Below are 20,905 nucleotides of genomic sequence, written 5' to 3'. Positions count from 1 at the left end.
GGCGGTCAGCCTACTGGGTGCGGCCAACCACCGCCGGGTCGCCGGACGGCGCGTCGGTCGTCGCCGGATCGGCCTCGGGCCGCCGGGGCGCGGCGGTGGGCGCGGGCACGGCGTACGCGTCCAGTGCGGCGGCCGCCGTCGCCCGGACCTGCTCGGCCAGCTCGACCGGGGCGACCACGGTGGCGTCCGCGCCGAGGCCGAGCACGAAGCGGCGCGCCCAGCCCAGGTCGGTCACCCGCAGCGAGACCAGCCACTGGTCGCCGTCGCCGGCCTCCACCCGCTCACACGGGTAGTACTCGGTGATCCACCGCTCGCCCCGGCCGAGCCGCAGAGTGATCAGCGGCAGGTCGGGCGAGGGGCGGAAGACGCCCTCGGTCAGGTCGTGCGGGACCGCCTGCGGCGGGACCGTGGCCGGCTCGTCCAGCTCGGTGATCGCGTCGATCCGGTCGGCCCGGAACAGTCGGACGGCCTCCGCGCGGCGACACCACGCCTCCACATACGCCAGGCCGCCGACCATCAGCATCCGCAGCGGGTCGATGACGCGGTCGGTGGTCTCATCCCGGGCGGCCGTGTAGTAGGTGATCCGCAGCGCCCGGCCACCCTCCACGGCGGCGCGCAGCGCCTCCACCCGCCGGGTGTCCCCGGGCAGCCGCACGGCCACGGGCGCGCCCACCAGATCCCCGGCGGCGTCCTCGATCTTCGCGAGGGCCCGCTCGACGGCGTCCCGGTTGGCCACGCCGGGCGTCTCGGCGAGCATCCGCAGCGCCACCACGAGGGCCAGCGCCTCGTCGGGGGTGAGCCGCAGCGGGCGGTCGATGCCGGCGTCGTAGGTAATGGTCACCCGGTCGCCGTCGAAGGCCATGTCGATCAGGTCACCGGGGCCGTAACCGGGCAGCCCGCACACCCAGAGCAGCTCCAGGTCCTCGCGTAGCTGCCGTTCGGTGACGCCCAGGTCACCGGCCGCCTCGGCGATCTCGATGCCGGGCCGGGCCAGCAGGTAGGGCACCAGGTTGAGCAGCCGGGCCAACCGGTCGGCGGAGGCCCGGGAGCCGCCCCGGGCGGCCGGCCGGGTCATCGGGCACCCCCCACGACCAGTTCGTCGTGCCGGGCGGCGATCTCCTTGAGCCGCTGTATGACCGCCTCGCGGACCTCCGGCGGGTCGAGCACCCGCACGTCCGGGCCGTAGCGCACGAGTTGGCCGGCCAGCCCGTCCGGGTCGGCGTACGGCAGGACCAGCCGGTCGCCGTCGGGCCCGGCGGTGACCTCGACAGCCCAGCGGCGCAGCCCGGCGGCCCGGCCCGGCGCGGCCAGCACCGTGGCCCGGCCGGTGCGTTCCACCGGGCCCGACCAGCGCGCCACGTGGCTGATCAGGTCGACGCCGGCCGGCGGCTGGTAAGCACCGGGCGCGCCGGCCACCCGGACCGCGCCGACCACCCGGGACAGCCGGAAGCAGCGCGTCGCCGCGCGGTCCAGGTCGTGGCCGACCACGTACCACCGGCCACGCCAGCAGACCACGCCCCACGGCTGCAACCGCCGGCGGCTGGGCGCGTCCCGGTCGGGTACCCGGTAGTCGAACCCGACCTCGCGGCGGTCGCGGGCGGCGGCCGTCAGCGGCGCGAACGCCGGGTCGACGGTGACCATCGGCTCCAGGCCCAGCGTGGCCTGCGGGTCCACGTCCACCCCGGCGGCGCGCAGCTTGGCCAGCCCCGACGACGCGGCGGCGGCGAGACCGGCGTGCTGCCACAGCCGCGCGGCGATCCCCACGGCGGCGGCCTCGTCCGGTTCGAGGGGGATGTCGGGCAACGCGTACTCGCGGTGGGCGATCCGGTAGCCGGGCTCGGCGTCGAAGACGCTGGCCGTCCCGGTCTCCAGCGGCACGCCCAGCTCACGCAGCTCGGCCTTGTCCCGTTCGAACTTGCGCTGGAAGGCCTCGTGGTCACGCGCGTCGTCCGGATCGTGCTCGTAACCGGGCACGGTCGCGGCGATCTGCGCGGCGGTCAGGAACCGTCGCGTGGACAGCAGGCAGATCACCAGGTTGACCAGGCGTTCGGTGCGGGTCCGCGACACGGGTAGACGCTAGCAGTCGACACGCCCGAGACGTGCACCCACGCTGGCGTGCCGCACATCTGTTCGGATCGGTCGGACCGGAAGCACAAGCCGAGCGGCCGGGCCGCGACCGGCCATAGGCTGGCCCTCATGTCGGAAGCGGAGGTCAAGACCGAGAGCGTCGGCACCGTCGTCGTCGCCGGGGCGGCCAACCTCGCCATCGCGGTCGCGAAGCTGATCGCCGGGCTGATCTCCGGCTCGGCCGCGATGCTCTCCGAGGCGGCGCACTCGGTCGCCGACACCACCACCGAGGTGCTGCTCTACCAGGCGCTGCGCCGTGGCGCGCGGCCGGCGGACGCCCTGCACCCCTTCGGGTACGGCAAGGAGAGCTACGTCTGGGCGTTCTTCGCCGCCATGTTCACCTTCGTCGCCGGCGCCGGTTTCGCCGTCACCCACGGCGTGACCACGATCCTGGTGCACCAGCACAGCGGCGACTACCTGATCTCGTACATCGTGCTGGGGGTGTCCTTCGTCATCGAGTCGATCTCGCTGGCCCGGGCCGCACGCCAGGTCCGTCGCGAGTCCCGACGCTGGGAGACGACCCCACAGCGGTTCCTGCGACTGACCGCCGACACCACCGTCAAGGCGGTCTTCCTGGAGGACAGCGCCGCCCTGATCGGTCTGCTGCTGGCCGGTCTCGGAGTCGGCCTGTCGCACGCCACCGGCGACGAGGTGTGGGACGGCATCGCGTCGATCCTGATCGGTCTGCTGCTGCTGGCCGTCGCCGGGATCCTGGCCAGCAACAACCTGTCGCTGCTGGTGGGCCGGGCGGTCCCGGCCCGGCTGCATCAGGAGATCGAGCGGGAGCTGGCCGGGCTGCCCGAGGTGGAACGGATCGACACCCTGCTGACCATGCAGCTCGGCCCGGACGACATCCTGGTCGCCGCGAAGGTCGACTTCCGCGACGAGGCCACCGGCGCGGCCATCGAGGCCACCGCCGACGAGGCCGAACGCCGGCTCACCGGGCGGTACCCGGAGATCCGCTACGTCTTCCTCGACCCCACCCGTTCACTGCCCGGCGCGGCCGGCGGCGCCCGGAACACCCAGGCCCGGCCGAGCCCGGACGCCGGCGGCGAACCCGACCCGACCTGAACCACGCCCGGACCACCCGGGCGCGGGGCGTCGGGCCCGCGCGGCTAGCGTGCCCGTCATGGTGCGATGGCGGGCGGGGACGGTGGCGGCGCTGCGACGGCAGTGGACCGGGGCGGTCGAGCTGGACGTCGACCTGCCCGACGGCACCCGCATGCGGGCGCTGGCCTATCCGGAGCTGGTCGGCACGCCCGAACCCGGCGACCGGGTGCTGCTCAACGCCGGGGCGCTGCTGATGGGGCTGGGCACCGGCGGGTACGCCCTGGTGGTGGCCCTGCCGGACCGGCTGCCGCCGGACCCGGCCGACGCCGGCGACACCCGCGACGCGGGGCACCTCGTCAAGGCCCGCTACACCCCGCTGCAACCGATCCTGCTCGGCGTCGACGAGGAGGCGTCCCCGCACCGGGACGTGCTGGCCGACGCCGACGACCTGGGCGGGCTGCCGGTCGTGACCGCCGACCTGCACTCGGCCCTCCCGGCGATCCTGGCCGGCATCCGGGCCGACGCCCCGCACGCCCGGGTGGCGTACCTGCTCACCGACGGCGGGGCGCTGCCGGCCTGGTTCTCCCGCACCCTCGCCGGGCTGCGCGCCGAGCTGGCCGGCACGATCACCGTCGGGCAGGCGTTCGGCGGCGACCTGGAGGCCACCACCCTGCACGGCGGCCTGCTCGCCGCCCGGTACGTGCTGCGCGCCGACGTGGCCGTGGTCGCGCAGGGGCCCGGCAACCTGGGCACCGGCACCCGGTGGGGCTTCTCCGGGGTCGCCGTCGGCGAGGCGGTCAACGCGATCGCCACGCTGGGCGGCCGACCGGTCGGATCGCTGCGGATCTCCGCCGCGGACCCCCGCCCCCGGCACCGGGGCGTGTCGCACCACAGCCTCACCGCGTACGGCCGGGTGGCGCTCGCCTCCGCGGAGCTGGTGGTGCCCGACGAGCTGGACGCGGCGTTGGCCGCCGAGGTGGACGAGGCGCTGGCCCCCCTGGCGGCCCGGCACCGGATCGTCCGGGTGCCCACGGCCGGCCTCGACGCCGCGCTGCGGGCCAGCGCCGTGCCACTGTCCACGATGGGCCGTGGCCTCGACGCCGACCACCCCTACTTCCTGGCCGCCGCCGCGGCGGGCCGCCACGCCACCACCCTGCTCCCCTGACCCTCGCCGAGGGCGAGCCGACGCACGCGGGTCAGCGGATCACGGGGCGTTGGTCGCGGGGCAGGGCTTCGATCAGCTCCCGACGCAGGCGCGCCGCGGGATCGGGCGTCCGGTGACCGGCGACGGTTACCCGACCCGGCGGCCCGCTCGGGCCAGCGGTGGCCCGGCCGGGCCAGCGGGGATCAGGCGAGGAAGATCAGGGCGAGCCAGCCACCCACGATGAGCACCAGCGCCAGGGCCAGCACCCACGTCGGCACGGTGTACTCACCGCGCCGGTTACGGTCGATCTCGGCGCGGATCTTCTCCCGCCGGCGTTCGACCCAGTTCTGCCGCTCGGTGCCGCGCTCGGAGCGGTCGGAAGGTCCAGAAGTCGTCATGGCGCGCCCAGCCTACCGGGCCGGCCGGCCCCGCCGGCGGACACCACCGCCGGGGCCGGCACACCGGTCACATGCTGGCGATCAGCCGCTCCACCCGCTCGTCGTACGCCCGGAACGGGTCCTTGCAGAGCACGGTGCGCTGCGCCTGGTCGTTGAGCTTCAGGTGCACCCAGTCGACGGTGAAGTCCCGCCGCTTCTCCTGGGCGTGCCGGATGAACTCGCCGCGCAGCCGGGCCCGGGTCGTCTGCGGCGGGGTCTCCTTGGCCTCGAAGATCTCCGGGTCGGTGGCCACCCGATCGACCTCACCGCGGCGCTCCAGCAGCCCGTAGAGGCCACGACCGCGGCGCAGGTCGTGGTAGGCCAGGTCCATCTGCGCCACCCGGGGGTGCGACAGCGGCAGGTCGTGCTTGCGCTGGTAGCGCTCGATCAGCCGCAGCTTGGTGACCCAGTCGATCTCCCGGGAGACCGGCTCCAGGTCACCGGTCTCCACCGCGTGCAGCACCCGGCCCCACAGCTCGACCACCCGCTTGGCCCCCTGGTCGCCGCCGCGACGCTCCACGAACTCGGTGGCCTTGGCCAGGTACTCCTGCTGGATGTCCAGTGCGCTGACCTCCTTGCCGGAGGCCAGGCGGACCTTGCGCCGGCCGGTGATGTCGTGCGACACCTCCCGGATCGCCCGGATCGGGTTCTCCAGGGACAGGTCGCGCATCACCACCCCGGCCTCGATCATCCGCAGCACGATGTCGGCCGTGCCGACCTTGAGCAGCGTGGTGACCTCGTTCATGTTGGAGTCGCCGACGATCACGTGCAGGCGCCGGTAGCGCTCGGCGTCGGCGTGCGGCTCGTCACGGGTGTTGATGATCGGGCGGCTGCGGGTGGTCGCCGAGGAGACGCCCTCCCAGATGTGCTCGGCCCGCTGCGACAGGCAGTAGACCGCGCCGCGCGGGGTTTGCAGGACCTTGCCGGCCCCGCAGATCAACTGCCGGGTGACCAGGAACGGGATGAGCACGTCGGCGAGCCGGCCGAACTCGCCGTGCCGGGAGACCAGGTAGTTCTCGTGGCAACCGTACGAGTTGCCGGCCGAGTCGGTGTTGTTCTTGAACAGGTAGATCTCACCCGCGATGCCCTCGTCGTGCAGGCGCTTCTCCGCGTCGACGAGCAGGCCCTCCAGGATCCGCTCGCCGGCCCGGTCGTGGGCCACCAGGTCGGTCACCGAGTCGCACTCCGGTGTGGCGTACTCCGGGTGTGACCCGACGTCCAGGTAGAGCCGGGCCCCGTTACGCAGGAACACGTTGCTCGACCGACCCCAGGACACGACGCGACGGAACAGATACCGCGCGACCTCGTCCGGGGACAGCCGCCGCTGCCCGCGATAGGTGCAGGTGACGCCGTACTCGGTCTCGAGGCCGAAGATTCGCCGCTCCATGGTGTGACATTAGCCGCCCGGAGGGCCCGTTCGTCACTGTCACACCACAGGTCGTGCCCGAGGGGCGGTCACATACCGGCTGAGTGCGACATTCCGTCCTGGCCGAGGCTCGCCACGAAGCGCCGGCAGCTGTCGTACTCCGGCAACAGCCCCCGCTCGCGGGCCTGCGCCAGCGTCGGCGCCGCGTCGTCGCGGGCGGACAGCAGCGGGACGTCGGCGGGCCAGTCGATGCCCAGTTCCTCGTCCAGCGGGTGCACCGCGTGCTCGCCGGTCGGGTTGTAGGTGGCCGAGCACAGGTAGCTCAACGTCGCGTCGTCGGTCAGCGCGCAGAACCCGTGCCCCAGCCCCTCGCTGAGGTAGACGGCCCGGCGGTCGGTGTCGTCCAGCCGGACGCCCTCCCACCGGCCGAAGGTCGGCGAGCCCACCCGCAGGTCCACCACCACGTCGAGCACCGCACCCCGTACGCAGGTGACGTACTTGGCCTGCCCGGGCGGCACGTCGGCGAAGTGGATGCCGCGCACCACCCCGCGGGCGGAGACCGACAGGTTGGCCTGGGCCAGCCGCAACGGATGCCCCACCACCTCGGCGAGCCGGTCGAAGCGGTACCACTCCATGAACATGCCGCGCGGGTCGCCGTGCTGCTGCGGAGTGATCTCCCAGGCGCCCTCGATGCCCAGTTCCCGGATCTTCATCGGCTCACCTGCGGCCCGTCCTGCTCGGCCAGCAGGCCGAGCAGGTAGTCGCCGTAGCCGCTCTTGGTGAGCGGCTCGGCGAGCGCGCGGAGCTGCGCGTCGTCGATCAGGCCGGCCCGCCAGGCCACCTCCTCGACGCAGCCGATCTTGAGGCCCTGGCGCTCCTCGACCACCCGGACGAACTCGCCCGCCTGCATCATCGAGGTGAAGGTGCCGGTGTCCAGCCAGGCGGTCCCTCGGTCGAGCACGGTCACCGACAGCTCCCCGGTCTCCCGGTACGCCTCGTTGACCGCGGTGATCTCCAGCTCGCCCCGGGCGCTGGGGGTCAGCTTGCCGGCGATGCCGACGACCCGGTTGTCGTAGAAGTACAGGCCCGGCACCGCGTAGCGGGACTTCGGCCGGGCCGGCTTCTCCTCGATCGAGAGCACCCGACCGTCGGCGTCGAAGTCGACCACGCCGTACTCCTGGGGGTTGGCCACCGGGTACGCGAAGACCCGGCCGCCGACCAGGTCACGGTGGTCGGCGAGCTGCCGGCCCAGGCCGACGCCGTGGAAGATGTTGTCGCCGAGGATCAGCGCCACCGACTCGTCGCCGATGAAGTCCGCCCCGAGGATGAACGCCTGCGCGATGCCCTCCGGGCGCGCCTGGCTCAGGTACTCCAGTTGCAGCCCGAACTGGCTGCCGTCGCCGAGCAGCCGGCGGAACTGGTCCTGGTCCTCCGGTGTCGTGATCACCAGGATCTCCCGCACCCCGGACATCACCAGGGTGGAGAGCGGGTAGTAGATCATCGGCTTGTCGAACACCGGCATCAGCTGCTTGGACACCGCCCGGGTGATCGGCCAGAGCCGGGATCCGGTGCCACCGGCGAGTAGGATTCCGCGCACCGAGGGAGCCTACCGGCATGGATACGGAACGTGCGCGGGGGTCGCGTCCTAGGGTCGCCGCCGCGTTTCGCGTACACTTCCGGACCCGTGAGGATCCTCGTCACCGGCGGAGCCGGATTCATCGGGTCGGAGTACGTTCGCCTGCTGCTCGGCAAGCCCATGGGCAGCGCCGCGGGCGTGCCCGCGCTCGAACCGGCGGCCGTGACCGTGCTCGACAAGTTGACCTACTCGGGCAACCGGGCCAACCTCGATCCGGTACGCGACGACCCCCGCCTGCGGTTCGTGCAGGGTGACATCTGCGACCCGACCCTGGTCGACGAGGTTGTCGCCGGACACGACGTGATCGTGCACTTCGCCGCCGAATCGCACGTCGACCGCTCCATCGCCGGCGCCGCCCCGTTCGTCACCACCAACGTGCTCGGCACCCAGACCCTGCTCGACGCCGCGCTGCGCCACGGCACCGGCCGGTTCGTGCACGTGTCCACCGACGAGGTGTACGGCTCGATCGACGAGGGCTCCTGGACCGAGACCTGGCCCCTCGCCCCGAACTCGCCGTACTCGGCCTCGAAGGCCGGCTCCGACCTGCTCGCCCTGGCCTACCACCGCACCCACGGCATGGACGTAGTGGTCACCCGCTGCTCCAACAACTACGGGCCGTACCAGTTCCCCGAGAAGGTCATCCCGCTGTTCGTCACCAACCTGCTCGACGGGGGGACCGTCCCGCTCTACGGCGACGGCGGCAACATCCGCGACTGGCTGCACGTGCACGACCACTGCCGGGGCATCGCCCTCGTGCAGCAGAAGGGTCGCGCCGGCGAGGTCTACAACATCGGCGGTGGCACCGAGCTGACCAACAAGGAGCTCACCGGCCGGCTGCTGGACGCCTGCGGCGCCGGCTGGGACCGGGTCGTCCCGGTCGCCGACCGCAAGGGCCACGACCGCCGCTACTCGCTCGACATCACCAAGATCAACGAAGAGCTGGGGTACGCGCCGAGCATCGACCTGGACCGCGGCCTCGCCGACACGGTGAGCTGGTACCGGGACAACCGGGCGTGGTGGGAGCCGCTGAAGTCGGCCCCGGCCGCATGACCCGACTGCTCGTCACCGGCGCCGGCGGCATGCTCGGCCGGGACCTGACCGCCGTGCTCGACGGCCGGCCGGACCTGAAGGTGACCGCCGCCACCCGCGCCGACCTCGACCTCACCGACGCCGCGGCGGTCCGGGCCACCGTGACCGGGCACGACGTCGTGATCAACGCGGCGGCGTGGACCGACGTCGACGGCGCCGAGGCCGACGAGGCCGCCGCCACCCTGGTCAACGGCGACGGCGTCGCGCACCTGGCGTCGGCCTGCGCGGACACCGGCGCCCGGCTGATCCAGGTCTCCACCGACTACGTCTTCGCCGGCGACGCCGACACCCCGTACGCCGAGGACGCGCCCACCGCGCCCGTCAACGCGTACGGCCGCAGCAAGCTCGCCGGCGAGCGGGCCGTCGCCCGGGTGCTGCCCGACGGCGGCTACGTCGTGCGCACCGCCTGGCTGTACGGCGCCCACGGCCCGAACTTCGTCTCCACCATGCTCCGGCTCGCCGAGCAGCGCGAGCACCTCGACGTGGTCGACGACCAGCACGGCCAGCCCACCTGGTCCTACGCCCTCGCCGAGCGGCTGGTGGCCCTCGCCGACGCGGCGCTGGCCGGCCGGGCCGCCCCGGGCGTCTACCACGGCACCTGCACCGGCCAGACCACCTGGTACGGGCTGGCCCGGGAGGCCTTCGCGCTGCGCGGGCTGGACCCGGACCGGATCAGACCCACCACAAGCGACCGGTTTCCGCGTCCCGCTCCCCGACCGGCGTACAGTGTGCTAGCGCACGGCCGTTGGGCCGCTGCGGGCCTGCCACTGCTGCCGGACTGGCGGGCCACGCTGGGTGCCGCTTTCGACTCCTCCGCCGCTTCGCCCGCCGCCCCGTGGAAGGTCACATGAAACTCACCCTCGTCACCGGCCTGACCGGCCTCATACTGCTGGCCACCATCATCGAGCTGCTGCGCCGCCGCCAGCTGCGCGAGAAGTACGGCATGCTCTGGCTGGGCGTGCTGGTGATCGTCATCCCGTTGTCCCTCTTCCCCCGGCTGCTCGACAACGTCGCCGAACTCCTCGGCGTCGCCTCCGGTGTCAGCCTCGTGCTCTTCCTCGGCATCGTCTTCCTGCTGCTGGTCTGCGTGCACCTCAGCTGGGAGGTCAGTGCCCTGGAGGAGGAGACCCGCACCCTGGCCGAAGACTTCGCCCTCCTCCGCGCGCAGATCGACGCGGACAAGGCAGCCCGAGACGAACTGGTGTCCACCGATGGTTAACGGCAAGCGCACCCTGATCATCATCCCGGCCCTCAACGAGTCGGGCTCCATCGCCGACGTCGTCGGCGAGGTCCGCGGCGAACTGCCCGGCGTGGACGTCCTCGTCGTCGACGACGGCTCCACCGACCGCACCGCGGCCGTCGCCGCCGCCGCCGGCGCCCGGGTCGCCAAACTGCCGTACAACCTCGGTGTCGGCGGGGCGATGCGCCTCGGCTACCGGTACGCCCGCGACCACGACTACGACGTGGCCATCCAGGTGGACGCCGACGGCCAGCACGATCCACGCTACGTGCCGAAGCTCGTCGACATGCTCGACGACAACGACCTGATCATCGGTGCCCGGTTCGCCGGCGAGGGTGACTACAGCGTCCGCGGCCCCCGCCGCTGGGCGATGGTCATGCTCTCCGCCGTGCTGTCCCGGGTCGCCCGGACCAAGCTCACCGACACCACGTCGGGCTTCCGGGCGGCCAACCGGCGGGTGATCGAGATGTTCGCCAGCTGGTACCCGGCCGAATATCTCGGCGACACGGTGGAGACGCTGGTGCACACCGCCCGCCGCGGCTACCGCATCCGGCAGGTGCCGGTGGCGATGCGCAAGCGGATGGCCGGCACCCCCAGCCACTCCCCCGCCAAGGCGATGATCTACCTGGGTCGGGCGTTCGCGGTGCTCACGCTGGCGCTCATCCGCCGGTGATCCGGCGGCTGCTGAGTCTGGTCCCGCCCGGTACCGTCGCCGTCGGTGCCGGGCTGGCCCTTCTGGGGCTCGCTTCGTACGTGCACCTGGCCGTGGCCGGGCACAGCCTCACCGAGGCCGACTACTCCTCGCTCTCGGTGCTCTGGACGATCGTGTTCACCCTGGGCATCGGCCTGTTCATGCCCTTCGAACAGGAAATCGCCCGGATCGTCGCCGCGCGGCGCAGCCAGGGCCAACCGGCGGGGCCCGTGCTCGTGCGGGGCGGCACCCTCGCGGCCGCCGTCCTGCTCGTGCTCGTCGTGCTGATCGTCGTCGCCCGCGGGCCGCTCGCCGACCGGCTCTTCGACGGCGACCGCACGATGGTCACCGTGCTGGTCGGAGCGCTCGCCGCACTCGCGGTGGCGCACACCACCCGTGGGGTGCTCTCCGGCCTGCAGCTGTTCCCCTGGTACGGCACGCAGCTCGCCCTCGACGGCGGACTGCGGATCGGCCTGGTCCTCCTGCTCGGCCTCACCGGCGTCACCTCCGCCGTGTGGTTCGGCGCCGTGCTCGTCATCGCCCCCCTGCTCGGGGTGGCGCTGACCACGCCGCCCGTGCTGCGGGCACTCGGCGGCGGAACCCCCGTGGCCTGGACGCCGCTGCTGCGCGGCCTCGGCCTGCTCGTCGTCTCGAGCCTGCTCTCCCAGGTCGTCGTCAACATCGGCGTGATCAACGTCCGGGTGCTCGCCCCGTCCGACGTCGCGACCGCCGGGGCGCTGCTCTCCGCCCTCGTCCTGGTCCGCATCCCCCTGTTCGTCTTCGCCTCACTCCAGGCGTCGCTGCTGCCCGGCCTGGCCACCTCGGCCGCCACCGGCGCCCAGGCCGCCTTCCACAGCCTGCTGCGCCGCGCCCTGGGCGTGGTCACCGCCCTGGGCGTCACCGGGGCGTTGCTCGCCATCCTGCTCGGCCCCTGGCTGGTACGCACCCTCTTCGACGCCCCGGACGTCCTCGGCCACGACGACTTCGCCTGGCTCGCCGCGGCCACCCTCGCCTACCTGTGGGCGATGGTGCTCGGTCAGGCACTGCTCGCCCTCGACCGGCACCGGGCCCAGGCCGTCGCCTGGTGCGCCGGCGTGGCGGTGCTCGTCGCCGTGACGCTCATCCCGCTCCCGGTCGCCCTCCGCGTCGAGCTCGGCTACGCCAGCGGCTCGCTGGTGGTGGCCGCCGTCATGGCCATCCTGCTCCGCGGCGCCGTCCGGGTCGCGCCCTCGCCCGCCCCAGCACGCGACACCGTCGCCGTCGGCCCCTCCGGAGGCATTCGATGACCCGACCCCGGGTGAGCGCGGTCATGCTCGCCTACGGCCCGGAGCCCTACCTCGTCACCGCCGCCCAGGCCGTCATGGCCAGCACCGATGTCGACGTCGAACTGATCGTGGTCGACAACGGCTGCACCGGGGACGGCATCGACGTCGTCAAGGGCTTCCCCGGGGTACGGGTGGTGCGACCAGAGCAGAACACCGGCTACTCCGGCGGCTGCCGGGTGGGCGCGGCCGAGGCCACCGGGGACTGGCTCGCGTTCGTCAACTCCGACGCCGTGGTCGCCCACGACGCCCTGGCGAAGACCACCGCCGTGGCCGCCGAGCCGGGTGTCGGCGCCGCCATGGCGTCGATCCGGTTGGCCGACACCCCCGAGCTGATCAACACCAGTGGGAACCCCCTGCACTTCACCGGGCTCTCCTGGGCCGGCGGCAACGGTGAGCCGGCCAGCGCCCACGCCGAGCGGCGGGTCGTACCCTCTCTCAGCGGCTGCTGCTTCGTCATCAGCCGCCGGCTGTGGCAGGAGCTCGACGGCTTCGCCGCCGAGTACTTCGCCTACCACGAGGACACCGAACTCAGCCTGCGGCTGTGGCAACGCGGCCTGCGCCTGGAGTACGTGCCGGACGCCGTCGTGCGCCACCACTACGAGTTCTCCCGCAACGCCCTGAAGCTCTACCTGGTCGAGCGGAACAGGCTGGTCACCCTGTTCACCGCGTACGAGGCCCGGACCCTCGCCGTCCTCGCCCCGGCGCTGGTGCTGACCGAGGTCGCCATGCTCACCGCCGCGATCTTCGGCGGCTGGACGAAGCAGAAGATCCGGGGTTGGGGCTGGCTGTGGCGCAACCGCGCCTGGGTACGCGCCCGCCGGCGGCAGCTGCAGGCGGAGCGCCGGGTGCCTGACGGCGTCATCGCCGAGCTGATGACCGGCCGGGTCACCCCCTCGGGGGTGCCGACCGCACTGGGGCTCGGCGCGTTCAACGCCCTCGCCGGTGGCTACTGGGCCCTGACCAGGCCGCTGCTGCGACGGTAGAACACGGCTGGTGCTGGTGCCGCCCGCGGGCGGCACCAGCACCGGCACGGAACTCAGCTACCGCTCGCCGCCATCGGCCGGCCTGTCCTCCAGGTCGGCCGATCCCGCCGACGTCGTCGGCTTGTGCGCCTCCCCGGTCGGGACCGTGGGCGTGCCGGGACCGCCCGCGGCCTCCGTCGGCTCCTCGGCGGACGCGACATCGCCGTCCAGCAGCGCGGTCAGCGCCCCGCCGGTGATCCGGCGGAAGGTACGGCCCACCCGTTGGCGGTCCAGCACTGCCACCTCGAGCTGGTTGGCGGCGATCGTCCGGGCGGCGCCGCCCTCCCCGCCGACGCTGCTCAGCGCCTGCACGGCCACCCTGGCCGCCTCGGCCAGGGACATGTCGGCACGGTGCTGCGACTTCAGCACGCCGGTGATCGCCTCGGCCTGGCCACCCATGGCCATCCGGCCCGGCTCGTCGTTGACCGAGCCGTCATAGGTGAGCCGGTACAGCTCGTCGTCCTCCGGGGTGGCACCGACCTCCGCCACGCAGATCTCCACCTCGAACGGCTTCGACTGCTCGGTGAAGATCGCACCGAGCGTCTGCGCGAACGCATTCGCCAGCGCCCGGCCGGTGACGTCCCGCCGGTCGTAGCTGAGCCCGTTCAGGTCGGCCATCCGCACGCCGGCGCGGCGCAGGTTCTCGAATTCGTTGTACCGGCCGACGGCGGCGAAGCCGATCCGGTCGTAGATCTCACTGACCTTGTGCAGGGCGCTGGAGAGGTTCTCCGCGACGAAGAGCACTCCACCGGAGTAGCTGAGGACCACCGCGCTGCGACCCCGAGCGATGCCCTTGCGGGCCAGCTCGGAGCGGTCGCGCATGATCTGTTCGGGCGAGGCGTAGAACTGCATGGCCACGGCGGCGGTTCTCCTTACGGCGCTGTGCTGACGACTGCTGACTGGTGGGGGTGGACGGGGCTCAACCGCCCGGGTTCTCCATCCGGCCGGAGACCACGCCCTCGGCGATCGCCGCCGTCTCGGCGTCGGTCAGCCGTCGGGTGCCCTCGGCGGTCGCGGTCATCACCACCGGGTAGATCCGTCGGGTCAGGTCCGGTCCGCCCGTCGCGGTGTCGTCGTCGGCCGCGTCGTAGAGCGCCTCGACCGCCAGCCGGGTCGCGTCGTCGACGGACAGGCCAGCCCGGAAACGCTTCTTCAGCGCCGACTTCGCGAACAGCGAGCCGGAGCCGATCGCGTCGTAGCCGGTCTCCTCGTACGGGCCGCCGGTCACGTCGAAGCTGAAGATCCGGCCGGCCTTCGCCGGGTCGGCGCAGGCGAGGTCGAAGCCGGCGAAGAGCGGCACCACCGCCAGCCCCTGCATGGCCGCGCCCAGGTTGCCCCGGATCATCGAGGCCAGCCGGTTGGCCTTGCCGTCCAGCGAGAGCATCGCGCCCTCGATCTTCTCGTAGTGCTCCAGCTCCACCTGGAACAGTCGCATCAGCTCGATGCCGATGCCCGCGGTGCCCGCGATGCCGACCAGCGAGTACGCGTCGGCCGGGTGCACCTTCTCGATGTCGCGCTGGGCGATCAGGTTGCCCATGGTGGCCCGACGGTCGCCGGCCATCACCACACCGCCGACGGCCGAGATGGCCACGATGGTGGTCGCGTGCGGTGCCAGGTCGGCGGCCATGCCCGGCGGTAGCGGCCGTCGACCGGGCAGCATCTCGGGCGCCACCCGGCTCAGGAACGTGGTGAAGGAGGACGTCCCCGCGTTGGTGAACACATCTGGTAGACGCCCGGATGGATCAAAGCCCGCTGCCACGTGGTTCCTCTCAGGTACGTGATCGCCCTGGCCAGCCTCATGGGACTGTCACGGAACTGGCCAAGACCACCGTTGCAGTTGAAGCAGAGTATCCCGCGCACCCATCCGGTGCGATGATCGTGGTCCAGATGTTGCGGGTCCGCGCCGCCGCAGATCGCGCAGACCCCGCCCTGCTCGGCCAGGAGCTCCTGAAACTCCTTCTCCCCTATGCCGTAGCGCCGCCGCAGGTGGTACTCGCGGCTACCGCCGTACAGCCGCTGCTTGCTCTCCTTGCCTCGGGCATTATGGCAGGGTTTGCAGTAGCTGTGCCGGCCACTGGCTTTTGTCGTGGTGGTGGGAAACGCTTCCAGCGGCTTGATTTGCTCACAGTCCGGGCACCACTTGAGACCTTCGGCGACTGGCGTCGACGACTTCCGTTGTGGGGCTACGCCGCGCTTGCGCCGACTCGCCTCGGACCGGGCAGCGGCACACGCCTTGCAGTAGAAGGCGAGGCCGTCCGCCCGCCGACGATCACGGTGGAAATCCGTGGAAAGCAGCAGCCGCTTACACTGCGGGCACTCTTTGTCCGATCCTGAGGGCAAATCGGACATAGGGCTCATTGGCCCCCTTTTTGCACGTAACCTCTCACGAATTCCTCGGCGTTCTCCTCGAGGACGGAGTCGATCTCGTCGAGCAGGTCGTCGACGTCCTCGGTGATCTCGGCGTGCCGCTCGGCCACCTCGGGGTTGGCCTCGGTGGTGACGTCCTCGATCTCCTCGTCCTGCCGGGACTTGCCGGACTGCGACTGACCGCCGCTGTCACGAGTGGCCATTGCTGCCTCCTCCAGATCGCCTGGCATGAAATCTACCCCGCGGAGGCGACAGGAAGCCCCCGCGTCAGCCGTGTTCGGCCCGCACCGATCGCCGTCGGCGATCAGTGCGGGCACAGCGGCAGCTACGTGCCGGCCGTCAGCCGCGGTGCGCCGGCCCGTCGGCCGCGACCGGCACCGGCTCGGCGACCGGCCCGCGCTCCGGCTCCCGCTGGCGCGGCTGCTCCACCGGAGCGCCGCTGGGCGACCCCGGGCGGCGGCGGAGGCGCGGCTTCCAGTCCTTGAACCGCAGTGCCTGCTTCTCCACCAGGTGCCAGGACAGGAACGCCAGCCCGACGGTGCACACCATGATCACCGCGAAGTAGCCGACGAACCCCCAGGCCGCGGCCCCCAGCCAGGCCAGTGTCTGCTGCACCACGAAGGAGTAGATGTAGATGCCGTACGAGTAGTCGTTCTTCTGGCCCACCGCGTGCAGCAGCCGGGGCAGCCGCACCGCCAGGTAGAGGATGGCGTACTCGTAGGCGAGCAGCGCGGGGCCGAACAGGTGGCCCTCCAGGGTCTGCCAGCCGGTCAGGACGAGAGCGGCCACCCCGAGGACGTCGCTGATGGGCAGCTTGTCGCTGTAGAGGTCGGCGACCGCGCCCACCAGGAACATGAAACCGAACCGCAGGAACCAGAGCTTGCTGAGGCCGCCGAGTAGCGGAAGCGGACCGAGGGTGCCGCTGGTGAAGTAGGTCGACCCGCCGAAGCGCAGCGTCTCGTACTGGTTCCAGCAGAGCAGGCCGAAGACGAGCACTGCGGCCACGAGCACCAGCCAGCGGGCGCGGCGCAGCACCGCCACCACGGCCAGCGCCGCCACGATCAGGTAGCAGAAGATCTCGTAGCTGAGGGTCCAGAGCGAGCCGTCGAGGACGCTCCGACGGGTCTGGTCGCCGTACGGCGTGTCCCGGAAGACGTCGACGATCCCCTGCTGGCGGTAGCCGCCCCACCAGTTGGCCTGCAGGAAGTTGACCACCCCCGTGGGGTGGCGCCACAGCCCGTCCAGGTGGCCGCGTTCGGCGTACCAGACGGCCGGGGCCACCACGAGACCGATGAACAGCAGACACACCCAGAGGCCGGGCCAGATGCGCAGGGCGCGGTGCCACAGGTAACGGGGCAGGGAGCTGCGCCTGGCGCTGCGGGTGATGAGGAACCCGGAGATACCGAAGAATCCGGCCACCCCCAGGCCCGCCACGTCCACCACCTCGGTCAGCGGCCGGGCGTAACCGATCACCGCGGTGTGCGCGAGGACGACCGCGATGGCGAAGCAGAGCCGCAGGAAGCCGAAACTGTTGGCGCGGCCGGCGTACGCGTTCGACAGCGGAACTGCCGTCACCGCACGCCGGGCGACCAGCCGGGCAGAGGGGAGCATCGGATCACCGTGAGGGTCGAGGAATCGGGGGACGGCCTAGCATGCCACAGCGTGATCCGCAGCGGGCGCACCGCCGCTCACCGGCCGGTCAGCGTCTCCAGGAGGTCCTTGGCGCTGGCGCAGCGGTCGAACAGCGCTCCGACGTGCGCGCGGGTGCCCCGCTCCGGTTCCATCATCGGCACCCGGACCAGCGACTCCCGACCCACGTCGAAGATCACCGAGTCCCAGCTCGCCGCGACCACCTCGGAGGCGTACTGCGCGAGGCAGCGGCCGCGGAAGTAGGCCCGGGTGTCCTCGGGGGGCTCGGTCATCGCGGTTCGCGTCTCCTCCTCGGTGAGGAGGGTCTTCATGGCGCCCCGGGAGACCAGCCGGTGGTAGAGGCCCTTCTCCGGCCGGACGTCGGAGTACTGCAGGTCGACCAGTTGGAGCTTGTGTGCGCCCCAGCCGAGCTTCTCCCGCTCCCGGTAGCCCTCCAGCAGCCGCAGCTTGGCCACCCAGTCCAGCTCGTCGGCGCAGAGCATCGGGTCGCGGCCCAGCCGGTCGAGCACGCTCTCCCAACGGTCGAGCACGTCGGTGGTCTGCTCGTCGACGTCCGTGCCGTAGCGGTCGTCAACAAAGGACCGGACGCGCTCCAGGTAGGCCCACTGCACGTCCAGGGCGGTCAGCCGGCGGCCGTCGCGCAGCCGCATCCGGTGCGACAGGGACGGGTCGTGGCTGACGGCCCGCAGCTCGCTGACCGGGTCGGCGATGCCGAGGTCGGCGCCGAGCGCCTTCTCCTCGATCATGCTGAGGATCAACGCGGTGGTGCCGACCTTGAGGTAGGTGGAGATCTCGGAGAGGTTGGCGTCGCCGATGATGACGTGCAGCCGCCGGTACTTGTCGGCGTCGGCGTGCGGCTCGTCCCGGGTGTTGATGATGGGCCGCTTGAGGGTGGTCTCCAGACCGACCTCGACCTCGAAGAAGTCGGCGCGCTGGGAGATCTGGAAGCCGCTCTGGCCGCCGTCCTGGCCGATGCCGACGCGGCCGGCGCCGCAGACGATCTGGCGGGTGACGAAGAAGGGCGTCAGGTACGCCACGATGTCCGCGAACGGGGTCTGGCGGCGCATCAGGTAGTTCTCGTGCGCGCCGTAGCTGGCGCCCTTGTTGTCGGTGTTGTTCTTGTAGAGGTGGATCGGCTGGCTGCCGGGGATGGTGGCGGCCCGGCGGGACGCCTCGGCCATCACCCGCTCGCCGGCCTTGTCCCAGCGCACCACGTCGCGCGGGTTGGTCACCTCGGGGGTGGAGTACTCCGGGTGGGCGTGGTCGACGTAGAGCCGGGCCCCGTTGGTGAGTATCACGTTGGCCAGGCCGAGATCCTCGTCGGCGAGCGCCTCGGCCGGGTCGTAGGCCGCCCCGGAGTAGGTGAAGCCGCGCGCGTCGCGTAGCGGCGACTCCTCCTCGTAGTCCCACCGGGCACGCCCGCCGCGGTTCAACTCCGGTCGGGCTCCGTAGGCGTTGACCACCTGGGACGAGGTGACCATCGGGTTGGCTCCGGCCTGGCCGGGCACGGAGATGCCGTACTCGATCTCGGTGCCCATGATCCGTCTTACGCTCATCGACCTACCCGCTTCGCTCGCCCGACCCGGTCCCCCGTCAGGTCGAGCGTAGTCCGCCCTCGGGGCCCGCACCCCGTAGGCGGGAGCCGGCGGGCCGCAACAGTTCGGTGTGATCGCCGGCGGGACGGTCCGCTCGGGTGGGTACCTCGGTCGCGGCGTCCGGAGTCGGCTCGTCGTTTCCGGCGGGGCGGGCGGTCCACACGAGCCACCCGAACAGCACCAGACCCAGCGTGGCGGACAGCAGCGGGACCACCGAGCCGACCACCGGGTGCCAGTCGCCGGCGAGCGGGTTGAGGCTGCTCAACCCGAGGTTGGCGGGTAGCCCGTTCTGCCAGCGGACCATCGTGTAGGCGAGACAGAACAGGTGGATCGGCAGCAGGATCAGCACGGCGAGCCGGCTGAACGAACGGGCCTTGGCGATCTCGAAGCCGCGCTGTTCGGCGGCCCAGGCGGCGTAGAGCAGGACGCCGACCAGCATGGGCAGCATGTACCGGCCCTGCGTGACGAAGCCGCTCTCGTTGACCAGGGCGATCTGCATGACGGACGGCACCACCACGCCGCCGCCGAGCAGGACGAGCAGCCGCCAGCGGTCCAGGGTGCTGCCCCAGACGATGCCGAGGATCAGCAGCGCGCCGGCGACGAGCTGCCAGATCACGTACGGCGGGGCGGGCATCCGGGTGTCGAGCCAGGAGGTGACGCCGACGATCTGGTCGAGGTACCCGCGCCACCGGTCGGCCTCGCGCAGCGCCGCCTGCCCGGCGGTGAGCCGCTCGGCGGACGAGTAGTCGCCGAGGTCGGAGGTCTGTTGGCGGACACTCCAGCCGAGCACGGCGACGGTGGCCAGGACGATGCCGGCCGCCCAGAGCCGGGCTGCCCGCTCCCGGAGCAGCCCGACGAGGTTGCTGTGCCGCAGCGGGAAGGCGAACGCCACGAAGGCGGTCGCCAGCCAGAGCGGGCCGGTCTGGCGCAGGATGGCCAGGAGCAGGCCGCTGATCCCGACGAGCAGGATGAGGCCCCGCCGCGGGCCCGGTGGGCCGATCATCAGGGGGATGACGGCGCTGAAGAAGGCGACGCCGGCGGCGATCTCGAGGCCGTTCGGGTTGACGGCGCTGGCCATGTGCACGGCCATCGGGGTGGTGACCACGACCAGCGCGCCCATCATCAGGCCACTGCGCGACCGGTTGCGGATCACGACGTACGCGCTGGCGAGCAGGGCCGCGCAGCACAGGGCGGTGATCATCCGGGCGAGGAGAACACCTGACCAGCCGGGCCACAGCACCGTGGGTGCGCCGACCAGGGCGTAGTAGGCGGGGAAGTAGCGGCCCGCGCCGGTGCCGGTGCGGGTCGGCGTACGGTCGCTGCCCGGCGGCTGCGCGCACGCCGCCGAGACGTCCTTCTTGAACTGCCAGCACTGGTCGCGGACCAGGCCGCCGGGGACGGTCTGGAAGGCGCCGGTGCCCTTCTTCGCGGCGTCCGGCGGGGGCGCGATCTGCCCGGCGGCGACGCCGGCCGCCCGGACGATGTGCTCCCGCTCGTCGGGGGTGCCGTCGTAGGGTGCGGCCATCGACCACGCGAAGATGAGCAGAAAGAACGCGACGAAGGCGAGTGCCCAGTGCTTGCGGGCTGATCGCGGACGGGCTTCCGGGTTCCCGCCATTGGCCGTTGGCGTCACACTTCCGGGTTCAGGCACGTCAACCTCGCGGCTCGCGCGGGCAGGCCCCGCTGGGTGGATGGACAGACGATAGACTCCCTCGTCGTCCTCACCGCTCCGGGTCCCCCCTTGGAGATCTTCTTGCTGTCACCTGTTGCCGACTCCGTCCGCCTTCTGTCCCGTCACAGTGCTGTGCGGTTCCTGGTCGTCGGGGGCCTGAGCGTCGCCGTGGACACCGGTTCGCTCTTCGTCTATCACGGGGTTCTCAAGATCGTGCTGCCGGTGGCGGCGGCCCTGTCGTTCTTGACCTCGTTCTGGGTCAACTTCGGGCTCAACCGGGCGTGGTCGTTCGGCTCGTCCGCGCAGATGGTGCCGCAGGTCGGGCGCTACTTCGCGCTGGTCCTGGCGAATCTGACCGCCAACGTGGTGCTGGTCTCCGCGCTGACCTGGGCGGGCACCCCGTACCTGCTGGCGAAGCTGCTGGTGACGGCGTCGTTGTCGGCGCTCAACTACGTGGTGTCGAAGCGGTGGATCTTCGCCTGACCGGTCCCCGG

General features: G+C 72.1%; 21 protein-coding genes and 1 pseudogene. 9 read left to right on the top strand and 13 right to left on the bottom strand.

Annotation, left to right across the window (positions count from 1 at the left end; all coding sequences use genetic code 11):
* Positions 1–10 precede the first annotated feature (10 nt).
* Positions 11–1,075 (bottom strand): YafY family protein, encoded by a 1,065-nt coding sequence (locus tag AB0K07_RS26075; RefSeq protein WP_363758575.1) that lies wholly within the window; start codon positions 1,073–1,075, stop codon positions 11–13.
* Positions 1,072–2,067, bottom strand: a complete 996-nt coding sequence (locus tag AB0K07_RS26070; protein WP_363758572.1) for a WYL domain-containing protein — start codon at positions 2,065–2,067, stop codon at positions 1,072–1,074. The genes AB0K07_RS26075 and AB0K07_RS26070 overlap by 4 nt, the downstream gene beginning before the upstream one ends.
* Positions 2,068–2,196: 129 nt before the next feature.
* Between AB0K07_RS26070 and AB0K07_RS26065 the strand changes: the two genes are divergently transcribed.
* Positions 2,197–3,198 carry a cation diffusion facilitator family transporter gene (locus tag AB0K07_RS26065; protein WP_363758569.1) on the top strand — a complete coding sequence of 334 codons (1,002 nt, stop codon included), beginning with the start codon at positions 2,197–2,199 and terminating at the stop codon, positions 3,196–3,198.
* Between the two features lie 58 nt (positions 3,199–3,256).
* A complete protein-coding gene (locus tag AB0K07_RS26060) occupies positions 3,257–4,342 on the top strand; it encodes a DUF3866 family protein (RefSeq protein ID WP_363758566.1) in 1,086 nt (361 codons plus the stop codon).
* Between the two features lie 182 nt (positions 4,343–4,524).
* Here AB0K07_RS26060 and AB0K07_RS26055 read toward each other — a convergent pair whose 3' ends face one another.
* The 4 genes from AB0K07_RS26055 to rfbA form a co-directional block, all read right to left on the bottom strand.
* Positions 4,525–4,719 carry a hypothetical protein gene (locus AB0K07_RS26055; protein WP_210910883.1) on the bottom strand — a complete coding sequence of 65 codons (195 nt, stop codon included), beginning with the start codon at positions 4,717–4,719 and terminating at the stop codon, positions 4,525–4,527.
* Between the two features lie 67 nt (positions 4,720–4,786).
* Positions 4,787–6,145: a Pup--protein ligase gene (gene pafA / locus AB0K07_RS26050; RefSeq protein ID WP_363758563.1), complete on the bottom strand. Its 1,359-nt coding sequence runs from the start codon at positions 6,143–6,145 to the stop codon at positions 4,787–4,789.
* 68 nt (positions 6,146–6,213) lie between these two features.
* On the bottom strand, positions 6,214–6,837 hold the full coding sequence (gene rfbC, locus AB0K07_RS26045; RefSeq protein WP_363758560.1) for a dTDP-4-dehydrorhamnose 3,5-epimerase: 624 nt from the start codon (positions 6,835–6,837) through the stop codon (positions 6,214–6,216).
* Positions 6,834–7,721 carry a glucose-1-phosphate thymidylyltransferase RfbA gene (rfbA, locus tag AB0K07_RS26040; RefSeq protein ID WP_363758557.1) on the bottom strand — a complete coding sequence of 296 codons (888 nt, stop codon included), beginning with the start codon at positions 7,719–7,721 and terminating at the stop codon, positions 6,834–6,836. Before rfbA ends, rfbC begins: the two co-directional genes overlap by 4 nt.
* A gap of 87 nt (positions 7,722–7,808) precedes the next feature.
* Between rfbA and rfbB the strand changes: the two genes are divergently transcribed.
* From rfbB to AB0K07_RS26010, 6 genes are read left to right on the top strand one after another with little or no spacing between them, the layout of a single operon-like run.
* Positions 7,809–8,810: a dTDP-glucose 4,6-dehydratase gene (gene rfbB, locus AB0K07_RS26035; RefSeq protein WP_363758554.1), complete on the top strand. Its 1,002-nt coding sequence runs from the start codon at positions 7,809–7,811 to the stop codon at positions 8,808–8,810.
* Entirely contained in the window at positions 8,807–9,700 is an 894-nt protein-coding gene (gene rfbD / locus AB0K07_RS26030; RefSeq protein ID WP_363758551.1) for a dTDP-4-dehydrorhamnose reductase, read from the top strand. The genes rfbB and rfbD overlap by 4 nt, the downstream gene beginning before the upstream one ends.
* Positions 9,697–10,068, top strand: a complete 372-nt coding sequence (locus AB0K07_RS26025; RefSeq protein ID WP_363758548.1) for a DUF2304 domain-containing protein — start codon at positions 9,697–9,699, stop codon at positions 10,066–10,068. Before rfbD ends, AB0K07_RS26025 begins: the two co-directional genes overlap by 4 nt.
* Positions 10,061–10,762: a glycosyltransferase family 2 protein gene (locus AB0K07_RS26020; protein WP_363758545.1), complete on the top strand. Its 702-nt coding sequence runs from the start codon at positions 10,061–10,063 to the stop codon at positions 10,760–10,762. The genes AB0K07_RS26025 and AB0K07_RS26020 overlap by 8 nt, the downstream gene beginning before the upstream one ends.
* Entirely contained in the window at positions 10,759–12,066 is a 1,308-nt protein-coding gene (locus AB0K07_RS26015; protein ID WP_363758542.1) for a polysaccharide biosynthesis protein, read from the top strand. The genes AB0K07_RS26020 and AB0K07_RS26015 overlap by 4 nt, the downstream gene beginning before the upstream one ends.
* On the top strand, positions 12,063–13,088 hold the full coding sequence (locus tag AB0K07_RS26010) for a glycosyltransferase family 2 protein (RefSeq protein WP_363758540.1): 1,026 nt from the start codon (positions 12,063–12,065) through the stop codon (positions 13,086–13,088). The genes AB0K07_RS26015 and AB0K07_RS26010 overlap by 4 nt, the downstream gene beginning before the upstream one ends.
* 186 nt (positions 13,089–13,274) lie before the next feature.
* Here the strand turns inward: AB0K07_RS26010 and prcA are convergent.
* From prcA to AB0K07_RS25975, 7 genes and pseudogenes are all read right to left on the bottom strand, one after another.
* A pseudogene (gene prcA, locus AB0K07_RS26005) lies at positions 13,275–13,985 on the bottom strand (proteasome subunit alpha); the annotation flags it as partial.
* A gap of 61 nt (positions 13,986–14,046) precedes the next feature.
* On the bottom strand, positions 14,047–14,886 hold the full coding sequence (gene prcB, locus AB0K07_RS26000; RefSeq protein WP_363758537.1) for a proteasome subunit beta: 840 nt from the start codon (positions 14,884–14,886) through the stop codon (positions 14,047–14,049).
* Complete coding sequence (locus AB0K07_RS25995; RefSeq protein ID WP_363758534.1) at positions 14,805–15,476, bottom strand: endonuclease VII domain-containing protein; 672 nt, start codon at positions 15,474–15,476, stop codon at positions 14,805–14,807. Before AB0K07_RS25995 ends, prcB begins: the two co-directional genes overlap by 82 nt.
* A gap of 5 nt (positions 15,477–15,481) precedes the next feature.
* Positions 15,482–15,697 carry a ubiquitin-like protein Pup gene (locus tag AB0K07_RS25990; RefSeq protein ID WP_363758532.1) on the bottom strand — a complete coding sequence of 72 codons (216 nt, stop codon included), beginning with the start codon at positions 15,695–15,697 and terminating at the stop codon, positions 15,482–15,484.
* Positions 15,698–15,833: 136 nt separating this feature from the next.
* Complete coding sequence (locus AB0K07_RS25985) at positions 15,834–17,105, bottom strand: acyltransferase (protein WP_363758529.1); 1,272 nt, start codon at positions 17,103–17,105, stop codon at positions 15,834–15,836.
* Between the two features lie 77 nt (positions 17,106–17,182).
* Positions 17,183–18,700, bottom strand: coding sequence for a depupylase/deamidase Dop (dop, locus tag AB0K07_RS25980; RefSeq protein WP_363758526.1), 1,518 nt, complete (start codon positions 18,698–18,700; stop codon positions 17,183–17,185).
* Between the two features lie 37 nt (positions 18,701–18,737).
* Positions 18,738–20,372, bottom strand: a complete 1,635-nt coding sequence (locus AB0K07_RS25975) for a DUF2142 domain-containing protein (protein ID WP_363758832.1) — start codon at positions 20,370–20,372, stop codon at positions 18,738–18,740.
* Between the two features lie 171 nt (positions 20,373–20,543).
* Here AB0K07_RS25975 and AB0K07_RS25970 point away from each other — a divergent pair, with 171 nt between their 5' ends.
* Positions 20,544–20,894 carry a GtrA family protein gene (locus AB0K07_RS25970; RefSeq protein WP_363758523.1) on the top strand — a complete coding sequence of 117 codons (351 nt, stop codon included), beginning with the start codon at positions 20,544–20,546 and terminating at the stop codon, positions 20,892–20,894.
* Positions 20,895–20,905: the final 11 nt, after the last annotated feature.

The sequence above is a fragment of the Micromonospora sp. NPDC049301 genome (assembly GCF_040678715.1).
Lineage (GTDB): Bacteria > Actinomycetota > Actinomycetes > Mycobacteriales > Micromonosporaceae > Micromonospora.
This window is presented reverse-complemented; position numbering and strand designations above follow the sequence as displayed.

Excerpts from the sequence above, each read along its gene's own strand:
- AB0K07_RS26075 (WP_363758575.1), bottom strand. The coding sequence starts at position 1,075 with ATGACCCGGCCGGCCGCCCGGGGCGGCTCCCGGGCCTCCGCCGACCGG.
- AB0K07_RS26065 (WP_363758569.1), top strand. The coding sequence starts at position 2,197 with ATGTCGGAAGCGGAGGTCAAGACCGAGAGCGTCGGCACCGTCGTCGTC.
- AB0K07_RS26060 (WP_363758566.1), top strand. The coding sequence starts at position 3,257 with ATGGTGCGATGGCGGGCGGGGACGGTGGCGGCGCTGCGACGGCAGTGG.
- AB0K07_RS26055 (WP_210910883.1), bottom strand. The coding sequence starts at position 4,719 with ATGACGACTTCTGGACCTTCCGACCGCTCCGAGCGCGGCACCGAGCGG.
- pafA (WP_363758563.1), bottom strand. The coding sequence starts at position 6,145 with ATGGAGCGGCGAATCTTCGGCCTCGAGACCGAGTACGGCGTCACCTGC.
- rfbC (WP_363758560.1), bottom strand. The coding sequence starts at position 6,837 with ATGAAGATCCGGGAACTGGGCATCGAGGGCGCCTGGGAGATCACTCCG.
- rfbD (WP_363758551.1), top strand. The coding sequence starts at position 8,807 with ATGACCCGACTGCTCGTCACCGGCGCCGGCGGCATGCTCGGCCGGGAC.
- AB0K07_RS26025 (WP_363758548.1), top strand. The coding sequence starts at position 9,697 with ATGAAACTCACCCTCGTCACCGGCCTGACCGGCCTCATACTGCTGGCC.
- AB0K07_RS26020 (WP_363758545.1), top strand. The coding sequence starts at position 10,061 with ATGGTTAACGGCAAGCGCACCCTGATCATCATCCCGGCCCTCAACGAG.
- AB0K07_RS26010 (WP_363758540.1), top strand. The coding sequence starts at position 12,063 with ATGACCCGACCCCGGGTGAGCGCGGTCATGCTCGCCTACGGCCCGGAG.
- AB0K07_RS25995 (WP_363758534.1), bottom strand. The coding sequence starts at position 15,476 with ATGTCCGATTTGCCCTCAGGATCGGACAAAGAGTGCCCGCAGTGTAAG.
- AB0K07_RS25990 (WP_363758532.1), bottom strand. The coding sequence starts at position 15,697 with ATGGCCACTCGTGACAGCGGCGGTCAGTCGCAGTCCGGCAAGTCCCGG.
- AB0K07_RS25985 (WP_363758529.1), bottom strand. The coding sequence starts at position 17,105 with ATGCTCCCCTCTGCCCGGCTGGTCGCCCGGCGTGCGGTGACGGCAGTT.
- dop (WP_363758526.1), bottom strand. The coding sequence starts at position 18,700 with ATGAGCGTAAGACGGATCATGGGCACCGAGATCGAGTACGGCATCTCC.